This window comes from Mesorhizobium sp. WSM4849 (assembly GCF_055811385.1).
This window is the reverse complement of record NZ_JBVVPW010000006.1, coordinates 165,626-180,621: the sequence shown is the minus strand read 5'-3', so window position 1 is coordinate 180,621 and position 14,996 is coordinate 165,626. Positions and strand designations below refer to the sequence as shown.

At 63.9% G+C, this 14,996-nt stretch carries 14 protein-coding genes and 1 pseudogene; 5 read left to right on the top strand and 10 right to left on the bottom strand.

What is annotated here, in order from left to right; all coding sequences use genetic code 11:
* Positions 1–12 precede the first annotated feature (12 nt).
* The 3 genes and pseudogenes from AC0L3L_RS08635 to AC0L3L_RS08625 form a co-directional block, all read left to right on the top strand.
* Positions 13–588 (top strand): YceI family protein, encoded by a 576-nt coding sequence (locus tag AC0L3L_RS08635; protein WP_473484414.1) that lies wholly within the window; start codon positions 13–15, stop codon positions 586–588.
* 166 nt (positions 589–754) lie between these two features.
* Positions 755–1,741, top strand: a complete 987-nt coding sequence (locus AC0L3L_RS08630; protein WP_473484412.1) for a Gfo/Idh/MocA family protein — start codon at positions 755–757, stop codon at positions 1,739–1,741.
* A gap of 80 nt (positions 1,742–1,821) precedes the next feature.
* Positions 1,822–2,010 (top strand): annotated as a pseudogene (locus AC0L3L_RS08625) (FAD-binding protein); the annotation flags it as partial.
* A gap of 58 nt (positions 2,011–2,068) precedes the next feature.
* On the opposite strand, the gene AC0L3L_RS08620 reads toward AC0L3L_RS08625, so the two are convergent.
* From AC0L3L_RS08620 to bcoG, 7 genes are all read right to left on the bottom strand, one after another.
* Positions 2,069–3,010: an alpha/beta hydrolase gene (locus AC0L3L_RS08620; RefSeq protein WP_473637250.1), complete on the bottom strand. Its 942-nt coding sequence runs from the start codon at positions 3,008–3,010 to the stop codon at positions 2,069–2,071.
* Positions 3,011–3,229: 219 nt separating this feature from the next.
* Positions 3,230–4,012, bottom strand: a complete 783-nt coding sequence (locus AC0L3L_RS08615) for a carnitinyl-CoA dehydratase (protein WP_473637249.1) — start codon at positions 4,010–4,012, stop codon at positions 3,230–3,232.
* Positions 4,005–6,083, bottom strand: coding sequence for an acetate--CoA ligase family protein (locus AC0L3L_RS08610; protein WP_473637248.1), 2,079 nt, complete (start codon positions 6,081–6,083; stop codon positions 4,005–4,007). Before AC0L3L_RS08610 ends, AC0L3L_RS08615 begins: the two co-directional genes overlap by 8 nt.
* A gap of 3 nt (positions 6,084–6,086) precedes the next feature.
* Positions 6,087–7,250 carry an acyl-CoA dehydrogenase family protein gene (locus tag AC0L3L_RS08605; RefSeq protein WP_473527125.1) on the bottom strand — a complete coding sequence of 388 codons (1,164 nt, stop codon included), beginning with the start codon at positions 7,248–7,250 and terminating at the stop codon, positions 6,087–6,089.
* A gap of 4 nt (positions 7,251–7,254) precedes the next feature.
* Positions 7,255–8,328, bottom strand: a complete 1,074-nt coding sequence (locus AC0L3L_RS08600; protein ID WP_473637247.1) for a 3-hydroxyacyl-CoA dehydrogenase NAD-binding domain-containing protein — start codon at positions 8,326–8,328, stop codon at positions 7,255–7,257.
* Positions 8,325–8,954 (bottom strand): HD domain-containing protein, encoded by a 630-nt coding sequence (locus tag AC0L3L_RS08595; RefSeq protein ID WP_473484400.1) that lies wholly within the window; start codon positions 8,952–8,954, stop codon positions 8,325–8,327. The genes AC0L3L_RS08600 and AC0L3L_RS08595 overlap by 4 nt, the downstream gene beginning before the upstream one ends.
* Before the next feature lie 28 nt (positions 8,955–8,982).
* Positions 8,983–9,894, bottom strand: a complete 912-nt coding sequence (bcoG, locus tag AC0L3L_RS08590) for a 3-dehydrocarnitine:acetyl-CoA trimethylamine transferase BcoG (protein ID WP_473484398.1) — start codon at positions 9,892–9,894, stop codon at positions 8,983–8,985.
* A 109-nt stretch (positions 9,895–10,003) separates the two neighbouring features.
* On the opposite strand from bcoG, the gene AC0L3L_RS08585 reads away from it, so the two are divergent.
* Positions 10,004–10,984 (top strand): GlxA family transcriptional regulator, encoded by a 981-nt coding sequence (locus AC0L3L_RS08585; RefSeq protein WP_473637246.1) that lies wholly within the window; start codon positions 10,004–10,006, stop codon positions 10,982–10,984.
* 6 nt (positions 10,985–10,990) lie between these two features.
* Here AC0L3L_RS08585 and AC0L3L_RS08580 read toward each other — a convergent pair whose 3' ends face one another.
* Both AC0L3L_RS08580 and xylA read right to left on the bottom strand, forming a co-directional pair.
* Positions 10,991–11,200, bottom strand: coding sequence for a hypothetical protein (locus AC0L3L_RS08580; protein ID WP_192356109.1), 210 nt, complete (start codon positions 11,198–11,200; stop codon positions 10,991–10,993).
* A gap of 185 nt (positions 11,201–11,385) precedes the next feature.
* A complete protein-coding gene (gene xylA / locus AC0L3L_RS08575; RefSeq protein WP_473637245.1) occupies positions 11,386–12,711 on the bottom strand; it encodes a xylose isomerase in 1,326 nt (441 codons plus the stop codon).
* Between the two features lie 113 nt (positions 12,712–12,824).
* On the opposite strand from xylA, the gene AC0L3L_RS08570 reads away from it, so the two are divergent.
* Positions 12,825–13,187, top strand: a complete 363-nt coding sequence (locus AC0L3L_RS08570) for a nuclear transport factor 2 family protein (protein WP_473637244.1) — start codon at positions 12,825–12,827, stop codon at positions 13,185–13,187.
* A 290-nt stretch (positions 13,188–13,477) separates the two neighbouring features.
* Here AC0L3L_RS08570 and xylB read toward each other — a convergent pair whose 3' ends face one another.
* The gene (gene xylB / locus AC0L3L_RS08565) at positions 13,478–14,932 is read right to left on the bottom strand and encodes a xylulokinase (protein WP_473637243.1); all 1,455 of its coding nucleotides are present in this window, start codon (positions 14,930–14,932) and stop codon (positions 13,478–13,480) included.
* Positions 14,933–14,996 lie beyond the last annotated feature (64 nt).

The following is a 14,996-nucleotide window of genomic DNA, read 5'->3' as shown; positions in this document are numbered from 1 at the left end:
AGGATCACGCCCATGGTTGCACGCATCTTCGGATTTGCAGCAGTCGCCAGTTGCCTTGCCATGCCTGTTTTCGCGGCGGTCGCGCTCAGCGACGCTGCCGGCAGCTACACGATCAGCCCGGCCGGTTCCAGCATCCGTTTCTCCGTCGGCAAGGCCGGCGGCGGCGGGCTCGCCGGCGCCTTCGCCCGCTTCAAGGGCTCGATCCGCATCGACAACAGCGATGTCGGACGCTCCCGTGTCAATATCACCATCTTTCCCGAAAGCGTCGGCACCGGCCAGAGCCGCGTCGACGCCTTCCTTCGCTCCGACGCGGTGTTCGACGCCGCCAACAACCCGGAAATCCAGTTCCGCTCGACCAGCGTGAGACGCATCGGCGAGACGTCAGCCCTCGTCACCGGTCGGCTGACGGCGCGCGGCAAGACTTTTTCGGAAAAGTTCACGGCCGAGCTCGCCGGTCTCAAGGCAGGCACGATAAAATTCCATGTCACCGGCAAGGTGCTGCGGTCGCGCTACGGCATGGATGTCGGCACGCCGATCTATTCGAACGTCGTCGACTTCAACATGACGCTTACAGGTAGAAGGGGTTGAGCGGTTCTTCCTCGCCCCCGCGAGAGCGGGGAGAGAAGCTATGGGGCAGCGCCGGCATCCGAACAAGCCGCAGACGATCGCCTTGCTCGCTGCCATGCTTCTCATTGGCTTTTTTGCCGATTTCAGGCAAACCTCGACGCCTGCAATCTAAAGAGGGAGAAGCCTGATGTTCCGATGGGGTGTTTTGTCGACGGCCAAGATCGGCCGCGAGCATCTTTTGCCTGCAATGGTCGAGGCGGAGAACGGTGTACTGTCGGCGATCGCCAGCCGCGACCTGTCGAAAGCCCGCGCCCTGGCCGACCGTTTCGGCGCGCCCCATGCCTTCGGTTCCTATAGCGAGCTGCTCGCATCCAGGGACATCGACGGCGTCTACATCCCGCTGCCGACCGCGCAGCATGTCGAATGGACCGCCAAGGCGATCGAGGCCGGCAAGCATGTTCTGGTCGAGAAGCCGCTGGCGCTCGATGCCAACGACATTCCGCCGCTGATCAAGCTGCGCGACGCCAAAAACGTGCTCGTCTGCGAAGCCTTCATGGTCGTCTACCACCCGCAGTGGATCAAGGTTCGCGAGCTGATCGCCAACGGCGCCATCGGCCGGCTGCGCCATGTGCAGGGCGCGTTTTCCTACTACAATGTCGATCCCAAGAACATGCGCAACCAGCTCGACCTCGGCGGAGGCGCGCTGCCCGACATCGGCGTCTACCCGACGGTGTCGACGCGCTTTTCGACGGGCAAGGAGCCGCTGCGCGTCCAGGCGACGATCGAGCGCGACAAGACGTTCGGCACCGACATCTATTCTTCGATCCGCGCCGATTTCGGCGACTTCGAATTGTCGTTCTATCTGTCGACGCAGATGGCGGCGCGGCAGGTGATGGTATTCCACGGCGAGAAGGGTTTCATCGAGGTGCTTTCGCCGTTCAACGCCGGAATCTATGACCACCATCGCGTCGAGCTGCACAACCAGAACCATAGCGAGGCGCAAGTGTTCCGCTTCCCCGGGATGCAGCAATACCGGCTGGAGGTCGAGGCGTTCGCGCGGGCGGCACAGGGCGGCACGGACCGCGTCTTCACGCTGGAGGAATCGGTGCTCAACCAGAAGGTCATCGACGCCATCTTCCGCGCCGGCGAGAAGGAAGGCTGGGAGACGGTTTAGGCTGACCATGATCCCGAACCGAAGGTCCGCGCCAGCGAAAAGTGGGAACCGGTTTTCGGATAAGATCATGGTCAAACAAAATGGCTGACGATGCGGATGCGATCATTGTCGGCGCCGGCCTTGCCGGTCTCGTCGCCGCGGCCGAACTGGCCGAGGCCGGCAAGAAGACCATCATTGTCGACCAGGAGCCGGGCCAGTCGCTCGGCGGCATCTTCCTCGTCGATTCGCTCATGGTACGCGGCGCTGGAAGGCACGTTTCTCGGCGGCTGCATCTTTTCCGGGCCGCAGCGCCGGCCGCGCGGCATCACGCGGGGTGGGCTAGACCCCTTACCAGATCCACTCGCTGCGTCCCAGAACCGCTACCGCGTCGACGATCCGGGTAAAGCTCGAGCGCGCGCGGCCGACCGTATGCCGGGCTCTGAGATAACCATGCACCAGCCCCGGCTCTTCGAACCAGAAGGCGTGGCCGTCTGCCGCAACGACGCGGTCGCGATAGGCCTCGCCGTCTGACGACAGCGGGTCGCATTGCGCGGTGATCACCACGGTCGGCGGCAGATTGGCAAAATCGGCGTCGGCAAGCGGCCACAGAGTGAGGTCGCCAGTGCGGTCCTCGCCGCCGGTCCTGATATCCTTGTAGAAATTGAGGTCGCGCACCGTCAGCATCGGCGCCTCGGCATGGGTCACATAGGATCCTTGCGAGCGGTCGCCGCCGAGGCCGGGATAGATCAGCATTTGGCCGATCGGCCTTCGCGCGTGGCCGCGCGTCGCATGGCTGACGGAGGCGCAGAGATTGCCGCCGGCGCTGTCGCCGCAAAGCAGGACGGGGCATTCGTAGGTTGAGGTGGCCCATTCGAAGGCGCCCATCACGTCGTCGAAGGCGGCCGGATGCAGATGCTCGGGTGCCAGCCGATAGTCGACCGAAACCACTTCATAGCCGGTGCGAGCGCAAAGCTCGGCGCAGACATCGTCATGGCTATCGAGTCCGCCGAGGATGAAACCGCCGCCATGGACATAGAGCACCATCGCAGAGGCGTTCGGCGCCGCGCTGCGATAAATGCGGATCAGGACGTCGTGCGCGGGCGCGGCAATGACGGTGGTTTCAGCCGTCACGCCTTGGGGATAGCCGGCAAAGAACTCGCGGCACATGCGGTCGTAGATCGGACGCTGCTGGGCGATTGTGTAGTCGATCGTATCCGACGGATAGTAGGAATTGGTCCGCTCGATGAAGGCCCATGTCTCGGCGTCTATGAGTTTTTTGTAGTCGGTCATGAGCGCTGACCGGATCGCAATGAATTCGCCTGGACACCCCCCTCTGTCCTGCCGGACATCTCCCCCGCAAGGGGGGAGATTGGATGTCGCATCGGCTTTCGCCAATCTCCAGCGCGGCAGGAAGGGCGGATGGGCCGAAGCTGCCAATCTCCCCCCTTGCGGGGGAGATGGCCGGCAGGCCAGAGGGGGGTGGGAAGAAACGCCATCATCTCCGCAGTATCATTTCCCCTTCCACACCGGGTCGCGCTTTTCGGCAAAGGCGCGAAAGCCCTCGAGATTGTCCTCCGAGCCGTACAGTGCGTCAACCGTCGGCAATTGGCGCCGCGTCACCCGGTTCATCGCGTCCTGGAAGGTCAGCGATTCGGCGACCCGCGCCGTCTCCTTGATCGCGGCAAAGACCAGCGGCGGGCCGCCGGCGAGCAGCCGGGCGATCTCCCAGACGCGGTCCTCGAGCCTCTCCTTGGACAGCACCTCGTTGACCAGGCCCCAGCGATGCGCCTCTGCGACATCCATCCAGCGGCCGGTGAGCAAAAGGTCCATGGCGACATGATAGGGGATGCGCTTCGGCAGCTTGATCGTTGCCGCGTCGGCCAGCGTGCCGGCATGGATTTCCGGCAGCGCGAAGGAGGAATGATCCGACGCGTAGATGAGGTCGCAGGACAGCGCCAGCTCGAAGCCGCCGCCGACCGCCATGCCGTTGACGCAGGCGATCACCGGCTTGTTGAGGTCGCGCAATTCCTGCAGTCCGCCGAACCCGCCAACGCCATAGTCGCCGTCGACCGCATCGCCACCGGCCGCGGCCTTGAGGTCCCAGCCGGCACAGAAGAACTTGTCGCCGGCGGTCTTGACGATGGCAACTCGCAGATCCGGATCGTCGCGGAACGCCTTGAACGTCTCGCCCATCAGCCGCGACGTTTTCAGGTCGATGGCATTGGCCTTGGGCCGGTCGAGCACGACTTCGAGGATCGTGCCCTCGCGGCGGGTGGTGATGACGTCAGACATTTTTGTTCTCTCCCAGCACCAGCAGTGCGTCGGCGATCCAGGCGCCCTTGCCTTGCGCGCAGACGATCAGCGGGTTGATGTCGAGCTCCTCGATCTCGCCGGCATTTTGCTGCACGAAGGCGGCAATGCCTGATATCGCATCGATGGCCGCCGCGACATCGGCCTTGGGCCGGCCGCGATAGCCTTCAAGCAGCGGGAACAATTTGAGCCCGCGCAGCGCTGCCTCGATGTCGTCGCGGGTTGCCGGCAGCATCAGAGTGACGCTGTCGCGCAGCAGCTCGACCAGCACCCCGCCTGTGCCGAGCGTCATCACCGCGCCGAACATCGGGTCGCGGGTGAAACCGACGAGCAGCTCGGCGACGCCGTCGCGCACCATGCGCTCGACATAGAGGCCGGTGCCTAGCGCATCGAGATCATGGGCGGCGGTGCTGACGGATTCGGCATCCCTGAGGTTGAGCCGCACCGCGCCGAGCTCGGATTTGTGGGTGACGCCCAAAGCCTTCATCGCCACCGGAAAGCCGAGCGCCATCGAGGAGATCACCGCCTCAACCGCATTGCCGGCGCGTTCGCCCCTCGGCACGGGAAGCCCAGCCTCGATCAGCCGCGCTTTCGCCTCGGCCTCATCAGGCGTGACATGGTCGCCGGCCGGCGCCCCGGAAGCGGAGGTGTCGATCGGCTGCGCCTGCGGCTCGCGCCAGGCCCAGCCGATGAAGGCTGCCGCCTGGGCGGCGTCCATGGCTTCGGAAATGCCGAACAACGGCACCATGCCGCGTGCCATCAGGCCGGCGGTGTATTCCTCGGGCAGGTTCTCCGGCAGCGAGGAGACGATCGCGCCCTGCGCCTTGTTGGTCTTCAGCGCCGATTCGAAGGCACGCAGCGTCGCCCACCAGTCGGTGTCCGAGCAGCGGTCGGGGCGCGGGAAATCGAGCACCAGCATGTTGAGGTCAAAACCGCCCGACACCATGGCGGTGAAGGTGGCGGTCATCGCCGGCTCGTTGTTCCAGATGAACGTGTGGTAGTCGAGCGGGTTGGCCACCGCTACCAGCGGCCCGAGCGTCGATTTGACGTGGGCGCGGTGCGTATCGGTCAGCGCCGGAAAGTTCACCCAGCGGCCTTCGGCGCTGTCGGCCATCACAGACGCCTCGCCGCCCGAACAGCTCATCGACGACAGCCGATAGCCGGGCAGGGGGCCGGTGACGTGCAGCAGCTTGAGCGCCTCGATGAAGGCCGGGATCGAATCGACGCGGGCGATGCCGAGCCGCTTCAGGAAGGCGCCCGAGGCGGCATCCGACCCGGCCAGCGATGCAGTGTGCGACACCGTCGCCTGCCGCGCCTGCTCGGAGCGGCCGACCTTCATGGCAATGATCGGCTTCTTTAGTTGACGCGCCCGCGCGGCTAGCCTTTCGAAGCCGGCTACCGAATCGAAGGCCTCGATATGCAGGCCGAGCGAAGTGACGCGGTCGTCCTCGATCAGGCCAAGCGCCATTTCGGAGAGGCCGGTCTGCGCCTGGTTGCCGGCAGTCATCAGAAAGGCGATCGGCAGGCCGCGCTTCTGCATCGTCAAGTTGATGGCGATGTTCGACGACTGGGTGATGATGGCGACGCCGCGGCCGCCCTCGGCCAGCCTGATGCCGCCGTGCTGATCGGGCCACAAAAGCGCGCCGTCGGCATAGTTGATCAGGCCGTAGCAGTTCGGTCCGATGATCGGCATCTGGCCCGCCGCAGCGACCAGGTCGGCCTGCAGCCGTTCGCCGTCCTCGTCATAGGCCTCGGTCTCGAGAAAGCCGGCGGCAAAGCAGACGGCGCCGCCGGCGCCGCGTTCGGCCAGCGCCTTGACCACCTCGATGGTCAGATGCCGGTTGACGCCGACAAAGGCAGCGTCGGGCGCCGCAGGCAGGTCGGCCACCGAACGATAGGCTTTCCGCCCGGCGACTTCGTCTTTGCTCGGGTGCACCGGCCAAATCTCGCCGGCAAAGCCCATCTTGATCGACTGCGCGACGACGGCGGCGGCCTGCGCGCCGCCGAACACGCCGATCGTTCGCGGGCGCAGAAGACGTTCAAGCCTGTGCATCGTTCAGCCCCCGAACGGGCGCAGCAGCGCCCGTGAAATGATGTGGCGCTGGATTTCCGAAGTGCCTTCCCAGATGCGCTCGACGCGGGCGTCGCGCCAGATGCGCTCCAGCGGCAGATCGTCCATCAGCCCCATGCCGCCATGGATCTGGATCGCCTCGTCGGCGACGAAGGCAAGCATTTCGGTGGCCTTCAGCTTGGCCATGGCCATGTCCTGATCGGTGACGGTGCCCTGATCGTACTTCCAGCCGGCTTCGAACACCATCAGGTCGGCGGCCTTCAGTTCGGTCGCCATGTCGGCGAGCTTGAACGACACGCCCTGGAACTTGCCGATCTGCTGGCCGAACTGCTGGCGCTGCGCGGCATATTCGACGGCGTGACCAAGCGCCCGCTCGGCCCGGCCGAGACAGGTCGCGCCGACCTGCAGGCGGGTTGCGCCAAGCCACGAATTGGCGACGTCGAAACCCTTGTGGACCTCACCGAGAACCTGGGCTCCGGGCAGCCGGCAATCGTCGAATTCGAGGATGGCATTGGTGTAGCCGCGGTGCGAGACGTTGCGGTAGCCGTCACGCACCGTAAAACCCTTGGTGCCCTTGTCGACGAAGAAGGCGGTGATCTTCTTGCGTTTTCCACGCGAAGACTCTTCCTCTCCCGAGGCCATGAAGACGATGGCGAAATCGGCAAGATCGGCATGGCTGATGAAGTGTTTGGTGCCGTTCAGCACCCAGTCGTCGCCATCCTGCACGGCGGTCGCCTTCATGCCGCGCAGATCGGAGCCGGCGCCCGGCTCGGTCATCGCCAGGCAATCCCATTTCTCGCCGCGAATGCAGGGATAGAGATATTTCTCGCGCTGCTCCGGCGTGCCGGCCAGAAGGATGTTGGAAGGCCGCGCCACGCAGGTCCAATGCAGCGCGTAATTGGCGCGGCCGAGCTCTTTTTCGTAAAGCAGCCAGGTCACCGTATCGAGCCCGGCGCCGCCGACTTCCGTTGGCATGTTGGCGGCATAGAGCCCGGCTTCGATTGCCTTGGCCTTGATCTCCTCGATCAGTTCGCGGCGCAGTACGCCGGTGCGCTCGACCTCGCGCTCGTGCGGATACAGCTCGTTCTCGACGAAGGCGCGCGTCGTCTCGACGATGAGTTTCTGTTCTTCCGAAAGACCAAAATCCATGGCCTCAGCCTTTCTTCTTTTTCTTCGGCTTTTCAGCCTTGGCCTTTTCGGCCGCCTTCGAAGTAGCGGGCTTCTTCGCCGCAAGCTTGGCGAGCTGCTTCGTATAGTCCTTGTGCAAGGCGCCGGCGCCCCAACCCTTGCCTTTATTCTGCTTCGACAGCGCCTCCATGATCGCGATCAGGTTGTCGTCGCGGATCTTTTCCAGCTCGCGGATTGACAGGCCATGTGCCTGGTCGTCCGACTGGGTGGCGATCAGGTCGACCAGCTCGTCGTTGAACTCCGGCACATCCATCAGCTTGGTCCATGGCCATTTCAGGCATGGCCCAAACTGCGCCATGAAATGGCGCATGCCGGCCTCGCCGCCGGCGACGCGATAGACCTGGAACATGCCCATCTGCGCCCAGCGCAAGCCGAAGCCATAGCGCATGATGTCGTCGAGTTCCTCGACCGTGCAGATGCCGTCTTTTATCAGCCACAGCGCCTCGCGCCATGCCGCCTCCAGCAGGCGGTCGCCGACAAAAGCCTCGATCTCCTTGCGGATGACCACCGGCTTCATGCCGATCGAGGCGTACATCTCCTTGGCGACCTCGATGGCCTCGGGGAAGGTCTGTTCGCCGCCGACGATCTCGACCAGAGGCAAGAGATAGACCGGGTTGAACGGATGGCCGACGACCAGCCGCTCCGGATGCTCCTTCATCGCCACCTGCATGTCGGTCGGCTTGATGCCGGAGGTCGAGGAGCCGACAATGGCGTTGGCCGGCGCATAAAGGTCGATCTCGGCCAGCACGCGGTGTTTCAGGTCGAGCCGTTCCGGCACGCTTTCCTGGATGAAATCGGCGTCGGCCACGGCATCGGCGATGGTCTTGGCAAAGGTCAGTTTGCCCTCTTTTGGCACGCCGCCGGGCAGCATCTGCTTGTAGGCGCGGCGCGCGCCTTTCATCACTTCGCCGACCTTGCGCGCGGCTTGGGGATCGGGATCGAAGATCGACACGTCGATGCCGTTCAAGAGCAGGCGCGCGACCCAGCCGGCGCCGATGACGCCGCCGCCGATGGCAGCCGCCTTGGTGATGATGCTCATGCGGAGGCTCCGGTTCTTGTCCTGGCTACTTTGGAATCGATGAGGGGCACGCGTTCGCCGGCACGGATCACTGTGGCGTCATAGGCTCTGCGCGCGAACACTTCGAGCACGAAGGGCCGGAAGAAGTCGATCGGCAACGTCTCGTAATCCGGATCGAAGCTCGACTGATCCCAGCGCTCACAGAACTGGTCGCAATCGTCGAAATAAAGGTGGCCGGCGAAACGGTCGCGCGCATGGGGATTGCCGCCGAGATGGTGGGCATAATAGAGGCGCTGGAAGTCGCCGTGCTTTTCCACCACCCAGGTGCACTGCTCGCGCACGAAAGGTTTTAGGATCGAAGCTGCATATTCGTCGTGATTGTACGGTGCGTAGATGTCGCCGATGTCGTGCAGCAACGCGCAGGCAAGCCAGTCGGTGTCGGCGCCGTCGCGCCATGCGCGCGTCGCCGCCTGCAGCGAATGACCGAGCCGGGTGATCTTATAGCCGGAGAGGCCTTCGTCGAGTTGGATAAGCGCGTCAAGCAGCCGTTCGCCGGTCTTCGCCGCATAGTCGATCTCGTGCTCGGTGAGGAAGGCGTAATCGTCGCGGTCGCCGTCCTTCATCGCGGTGAATTTCACGGTCTTCATCGGCGGCTCCTCCCTACCGATTGCTTGTTCAAAGCGGCGCGCGCTTCGTCAGGTTGAGCTTCTTGCGCACCTCATCCGGGCCGATGACCCTTGCGCCCATGTTCGACACGATGCTGACCGCCCGCTCGACCAGCTGCGCATTGGTCGCCAGCACGCCCTTGTCGAGCCAGAGATTGTCCTCGAGCCCGACGCGGACATTGCCGCCGGCCAGCACCGCAGCGGCGGCGTAGGCCATCTGGTTGCGGCCGATAGAAAACGCCGACCAATTCCAGTTCGACGGCACGTTGTTGACCATGGCCATGAAGGTGTTGAGATCATCAGGCGCGCCCCATGGCACGCCCATGCACAATTGCACGAGCGCGTCCGGATCCAGTACCTTTTCCTCGACCAATTGCTTGGCAAACCACAGATGGCCGGTGTCGAAGGCCTCGATCTCCGGTTTGACGCCGAGCGCCGTCATCATTGCGCCCATGGCGCGCAGCATGCCGGGCGTGTTGGTCATAACATAGTCGGCTTCGGCGAAATTCATCGTCCCGCAGTCGAGCGTGCAGATCTCCGGCAGGCACTGGCGCACATGTTCCACGCGGTTGCTCGCGCCGCCCATATCGGTGGCTTTCTCGTTCAGCGGCAGTGGGTTTTCCGGCGAACCGAACACCATATCGCCGCCCATGCCGGCGGTCAGGTTCAGCACCACGTCGACGTCTGCCGCGCGGATGCGCTCGGTTACCTCGCGATAAAGCTGCACGTCGCGGCGCGGCTTGCCGGTTTCGGGATCGCGCACGTGGCAGTGGACGATCGCCGCACCCGCCTTTGCCGCATCGATGGCCGAATCGGCGATCTGCTTGGGCGAACGCGGCACATGCGGGCTTCGATCTTGCGAGCTGCCGGACCCGGTCACGGCACAGGTTATGAAAACCTCACGGTTCATTGCAAGCGGCATCGGACTCTCCCAATCGGCACAGACGGCTCCGATCAAACATGGGCTCGATCGAACAGATGGCAACAATGCCTGACTTGCCGGAAACTGTTTTGCGTTTTACGAAGAGCGTATGATGAAAACCGAAAAGCCTTCGATCTTTCGCGCCGAGCGCTCGCCGCTCAAGGTGACGCTGCTGGTGTTTTCCGGTTCGTCAATCATGTGCGTGGCATCGGCCGTCGATCCGCTGCGTGCCGCCAACCGTATTGCCGGCGAGACGCTGTTCGATTTCAGGCTGGTCTCGGTGACCGGCGAAGCGCCAGTCACCACATGCGGCCTGCCGGTTGCGGTTAGCGGCCGCTTCGATGCGGCGGATACAACCGATATGCTTGTCGTCGTCGCCGGTTTCGGCACGCAGAACTATGCCACGTCGGCCCTGCTTTCCGGCCTGCGCCGTGCGGCGCGCGCCGCGCGCGCCTGCGGCGGCGTCGAAGCCGGCACCTGGCTTGTGGCCCGCGCCGGCCTGCTGGAAGGGCGCAGCGCCACCACCCATTGGGAGGACATGGAGGATTTCTCGTCGGCCTTTCCCGGCGTCGATGTACGCCCCGACCGCTACGTCATCGACGGGCCGGTCTTCACTTCGGGCGGCGCCTCGCCGACCTTCGACCTGATGCTGCATCTGATCCGCACGCGGCTCGGCATGGCCGTCGCGCTCGATGTGGCAAGTGTCTTCATCTACGACCAGGCGCGGGCGGCGACCGATGCGCAACCGCTGGTCTCGCTCGGCCGCCTCGACGGCTACGATCCGCGGCTGGCGCAAGCCATCCGGCTGATGGAAGCGCATGTCGACCAGCCGCAGACCATCGCCGCGGTGGCGAAGCGCGCCGGGGTGACGGCAAGAACGCTGGAAAGCATCTTTCGCAAGTCGATCGGCGAGACGCCGGGCGCTTATTATCTCAGGCTGCGGCTGGGTGCCGCGCGCCGGCTGGTGGTCGACACGCGCGTGGCCATGGCCGATATTGCCGGGCGAACAGGGTTTTCGTCCGCCGCGGCATTTTCCAGGGCGTTTTCCAGAGCTTTCGGCGAAGCACCGGTCAGGCTGCGTAGGGGATAATCGGGATTAGGCAGCGTCCTTGCGGTCGCTTTTGCCGTCGATCTGCGAGCGCATCTGTCTCGCAAGATGGGTCTCAAAGCGGCTGGCGACCGCGCGATCCCATTCGTTTGCACTCCGCGCACCATGTTTCGGATGCGGCAGCGCCATCAGCCGGTCGATGATCGATCCAGCCTCGCCAGATGAGAGCAGGGCGTCGATTTCGCGTTCGTGCTGCATATCGTTTCGCCTCCTTCTTTCTGTTCCCGCCACGAACCATACTATACCGGATTCGTGACGGCTGTTTGAAGGCAAGAGCGAGGCGATTGAGGGGCGGTGCGAGGCAAAACCTTGTCATCGGTTCCGCCTTCGCGCAAAGCTGTTCCGGGCCGGCGGATCGGTCAAAGACCCGCCGGTGCGACATCTCAGACGTACCGGTTGACGATATTCTCGAGCAGTTCCTGGCGGCCGGATCTCGGCTGCGGCTCGATCTTCTTCTTGACGACGCGCTCTGCGATCTCCTCCAGCGTCCGCTTGCCGGCAAGCATCGCCTTGGCCTCGGCGGAGTTCCAGCCGGCATAGCGCTCGGCCAGCGGGGCGGATAGCGCCTTGTCCTCGACCATGCGGGCGGCGGCCTTGAGGCCGCGTGCACAGCAATCCATGCCGCCGATATGGCCAATCAGCAGATCCTGCGGATCGAGCGATTGCCGGCGCAGCTTGGCATCGAAATTGGTGCCGCCGGACTTGAAGCCGCCGGCCTGCAAGACCTGGTAATAGGCAAGCGCCATCTCCGGCACGTTGTTGGGGAACTGGTCGGTGTCCCAGCCCGACTGGTAGTCGTTGCGGTTCATGTCGATCGAGCCGAAGATGCCGAGCGCATTGGCCAGCGCCAGCTCATGCTCGAAGGAATGGCCGGCCAGGATCGCATGGCCCTGCTCGATGTTGAGCTTGACCTCCTTCTCCAAGCCGAAGCGTTTCAGGAAGCCGTAGACCGTGGCGACGTCATAGTCGTACTGGTGCTTTGTCGGCTCCTGCGGCTTCGGCTCGATCAGGATGGTGCCCTTGAAGCCGATCCGGTGCTTGTAGTCGACGACCAGGTTGAGGAAGCGGCCGGCCTGTTCCTGTTCGCGGGCAAGGTCGGTGTTGAGCAGCGTCTCGTAGCCCTCGCGGCCGCCCCACAGCACATAATTCTCGCCCTTCAGCCGCTTGGTGACGTCGATGCAGTGCTTCACCGTCGCTGCCGCATAGGCAAACACGTCCGGATCGGGATTGGTGGCGGCGCCCGACATGAAGCGGCGGTTGGAGAACAGGTTCGCCGTGCCCCAAAGCAGCTTGACGCCGGTCTGCTTCATCTTGGTCGCAAAATAATCTGAGATCTCGTCGAGGCGCGCGGCACTTTCGGAAAAATCTTTTCCTTCCGGCCGCACATCGGCATCGTGGAAGCAGAAGTAGGGTGTGCCGAGCAGCGCAAACATCTCGAAGGCGACATGGGCCTTGAGCTTGGCCAGTTCCATCGTGTCGACCCCGTCGTCCCTAGCAAACCACGGCCGATCGAAAGTCTGGCCGCCGAACGGATCGCCGCCCGGCCAGGCGAACGAATGCCAGTAGGCGACGGCAAAGCGCAGATGGTCTTCCAGCCGCTTGCCGGCGACAATTTCATCGGGATTGTAGAAGCGGTAGGCCAGCGGATTGGTCGAATCCGGCCCCTCGTATTTGATCTTTTGGATGTCGCCGAAAAACCCACTGGTCATGATTGTCTGTCCTCTCGCATGGTTCTGTCCTGATTACCTCAGGCGTAATTGGTTTCGCGCTGGCGCTGGATGAAAACGGTCATGTCAAAGCCACTCAACAAAGGAGACAGACCATGACCGACCTCAACACGATCGCCGAAAACTACATCGCCGCCTGGAACGAGAGCGAGGCCGCGCGCCGGACTGCCTTGCTCAAGGCGACCTTCACCGAAGACGTCAGCTATCGTGACCCGATCATGCAGGGCGACGGCCATGATGGCATCGCCGCGCTCATCGATGGTGTCCAAAAACGTTTTGCCGGCTTCCGGTTCTCGCTGAAGGGCAAGCCGGACGGGTTTGGCGACACGATCCGCTTCTCGTGGAATCTCGGGCCGGATGGCACGGATTCCGTCATCGAAGGCACCGACATCGGTGTCATCGAGAATGGCCGCCTGAAAAGCGTCACCGGCTTTCTCGACAAGGTTCCGGCACAGTGAAGACTTCGTGGCGAGGCGGGGGCGACACACCCCCCTCTGGCCTGCCGGCCATCTCCCTCTCAAGGGCAGCCCCCTCATCCGGCCGCTTCGCGGCCACCTTCTCCCCGCTGGGGAGAAGAGGCTGGCGCCAAGGTCGGCGATCTCCTCTCCCCCCGGGGAGAGGTCGGATTGCCCCGAATTGCTCTTAGCAATTCGGTTGGCAATCCGGGTGAGGGGGCGCCTGCCTAAAAGCCATAGCCATACCCTTGAGGGGGAGATGGCCGGCAGGCCAGAGGGGGCTAAACCCTCGCTCATGCGGTCGCAGCCTTGATGGCTGGGTAAAGCAAGCGGTAGCGCTGATAAGCATCCGCATAGGCGTTGCTTAGCGCGGCGACCGGTTCGATGGTGGCATCGGTGGCCGGCGCCGTGCACACTCTGAGCGGATCGGCGCCCGTCGCCGCGATCATGCCGAGCCGGGCCGCACCGAAGGCAGCGCCAAAATCGCCATCGGCCGGGATGTCGACGGGCAGGCCGAGCGCGGTGGCGATTGCCTTCAGCCAATAGCGCGAGCGCGAGCCGCCGCCGATCGCCGTCACTCGTGTCAGCGTCGTGCCGGCCTTGGTCAGGGCTTCGAGACTGTCGCGAAAGGCGAAAGCCACGCCCTCCAGCACGGCCTGGGTCAACACGGCGCGGCTCGATTCATGCGCAAGCCCGGTAAACGAGCCGCGAATGGCCGAATCATTGTGGGGCGTGCGCTCGCCGGAGAGATAAGGCAGGAAGGACACGCCGGTCGGCGCCTTCAGCGTATCGCCGAGCTCGGCGGTGAGCTCGCCGGCGCCTTTCCCTGATATCTCCGACAGCCAGTTGAGCGAATCGGTTGCCGACAGGATGACGCCCATCTGGTGCCAGGTGTCGGGCAGCGCGTGGCAGAATGTGTGCACCGCGCTTTCCGGGTTTGGCAGATAAGACGCATTGGCGGCGAACAGCACGCCTGACGTGCCAAGCGAGACGAAGGCCTGGCCGGCTGCGACCGTGCCCATGCCGCAGGCCGAGGCCGCATTGTCGCCGGCGCCGCCGGCGATCGGGATGCCGGCCTGCATCCCCCATTTCGAGGCCAATTCGCTGCGCAAGGCGCCGGCCTTCTCAGTGCCTTCGACCAGCGACGGCATCTGCCCTTCATCGAGCGACGTCGCGGAAAGCAGGTCGGTTGACCAGTCTCGCTTGCCGACATCGAGCCAGGACGTGCCTGCCGAGTCCGACATCTCAGAAATATGCTCGCCGGAGAGCCAGAGCCGCAGGAAATCCTTCGGCAGCAGGACCTTCGCCACTTTGTCGAAAATATCCGGCTCGTTGTTTTTCACCCAGACCAGTTTTGGTGCGGTGAAACCGGGGAAGACGATGTTGCCGGTGAGCTTGCGAAAACGCGGATCGGCGTCGAGCTTGGCCGCCTCGGCATGGCTGCGCGTGTCGTTCCAGAGGATGCAGGGGCGCAGCACCTGGTCGCCGGCATCGAGCAAGGTGGCGCCGTGCATCTGGCCGGAGAGGCCTATGCCTTTGACCGCGGCAAGTTCTTTCGAATGGGAAACCTTGAGCTCGGCGATCGCGTCCTCGCAGGCGCGGATCCACTCGGTGGGGTTCTGCTCGGACCAGCCGGGATGCGGCCGCGACACGTCGAGCGACGCGTGGCCGGAGCCGATGATGGTCTGCCCGGCATCGATCAAAAGCGCCTTGACGCCCGACGTGCCCAGATCGAGGCCGAGATACATGGTGTCCTCCCAATGCCATTAATTTTTTCGGATCTCGAAAAAATCTGACTTGGCAGTTTTTAAG

Coding starts and splice junctions, on each gene's coding strand:
- AC0L3L_RS08635 (WP_473484414.1), top strand. CDS start 13: ATGGTTGCACGCATCTTCGGATTTGCAGCAGTCGCCAGTTGCCTTGCC.
- AC0L3L_RS08630 (WP_473484412.1), top strand. CDS start 755: ATGTTCCGATGGGGTGTTTTGTCGACGGCCAAGATCGGCCGCGAGCAT.
- AC0L3L_RS08620 (WP_473637250.1), bottom strand. CDS start 3,010: ATGACCGACTACAAAAAACTCATAGACGCCGAGACATGGGCCTTCATC.
- AC0L3L_RS08615 (WP_473637249.1), bottom strand. CDS start 4,012: ATGTCTGACGTCATCACCACCCGCCGCGAGGGCACGATCCTCGAAGTC.
- AC0L3L_RS08610 (WP_473637248.1), bottom strand. CDS start 6,083: ATGCACAGGCTTGAACGTCTTCTGCGCCCGCGAACGATCGGCGTGTTC.
- AC0L3L_RS08605 (WP_473527125.1), bottom strand. CDS start 7,250: ATGGATTTTGGTCTTTCGGAAGAACAGAAACTCATCGTCGAGACGACG.
- AC0L3L_RS08600 (WP_473637247.1), bottom strand. CDS start 8,328: ATGAGCATCATCACCAAGGCGGCTGCCATCGGCGGCGGCGTCATCGGC.
- AC0L3L_RS08595 (WP_473484400.1), bottom strand. CDS start 8,954: ATGAAGACCGTGAAATTCACCGCGATGAAGGACGGCGACCGCGACGAT.
- bcoG (WP_473484398.1), bottom strand. CDS start 9,894: ATGCCGCTTGCAATGAACCGTGAGGTTTTCATAACCTGTGCCGTGACC.
- AC0L3L_RS08585 (WP_473637246.1), top strand. CDS start 10,004: ATGATGAAAACCGAAAAGCCTTCGATCTTTCGCGCCGAGCGCTCGCCG.
- AC0L3L_RS08580 (WP_192356109.1), bottom strand. CDS start 11,200: ATGCAGCACGAACGCGAAATCGACGCCCTGCTCTCATCTGGCGAGGCT.
- xylA (WP_473637245.1), bottom strand. CDS start 12,711: ATGACCAGTGGGTTTTTCGGCGACATCCAAAAGATCAAATACGAGGGG.
- AC0L3L_RS08570 (WP_473637244.1), top strand. CDS start 12,825: ATGACCGACCTCAACACGATCGCCGAAAACTACATCGCCGCCTGGAAC.
- xylB (WP_473637243.1), bottom strand. CDS start 14,932: ATGTATCTCGGCCTCGATCTGGGCACGTCGGGCGTCAAGGCGCTTTTG.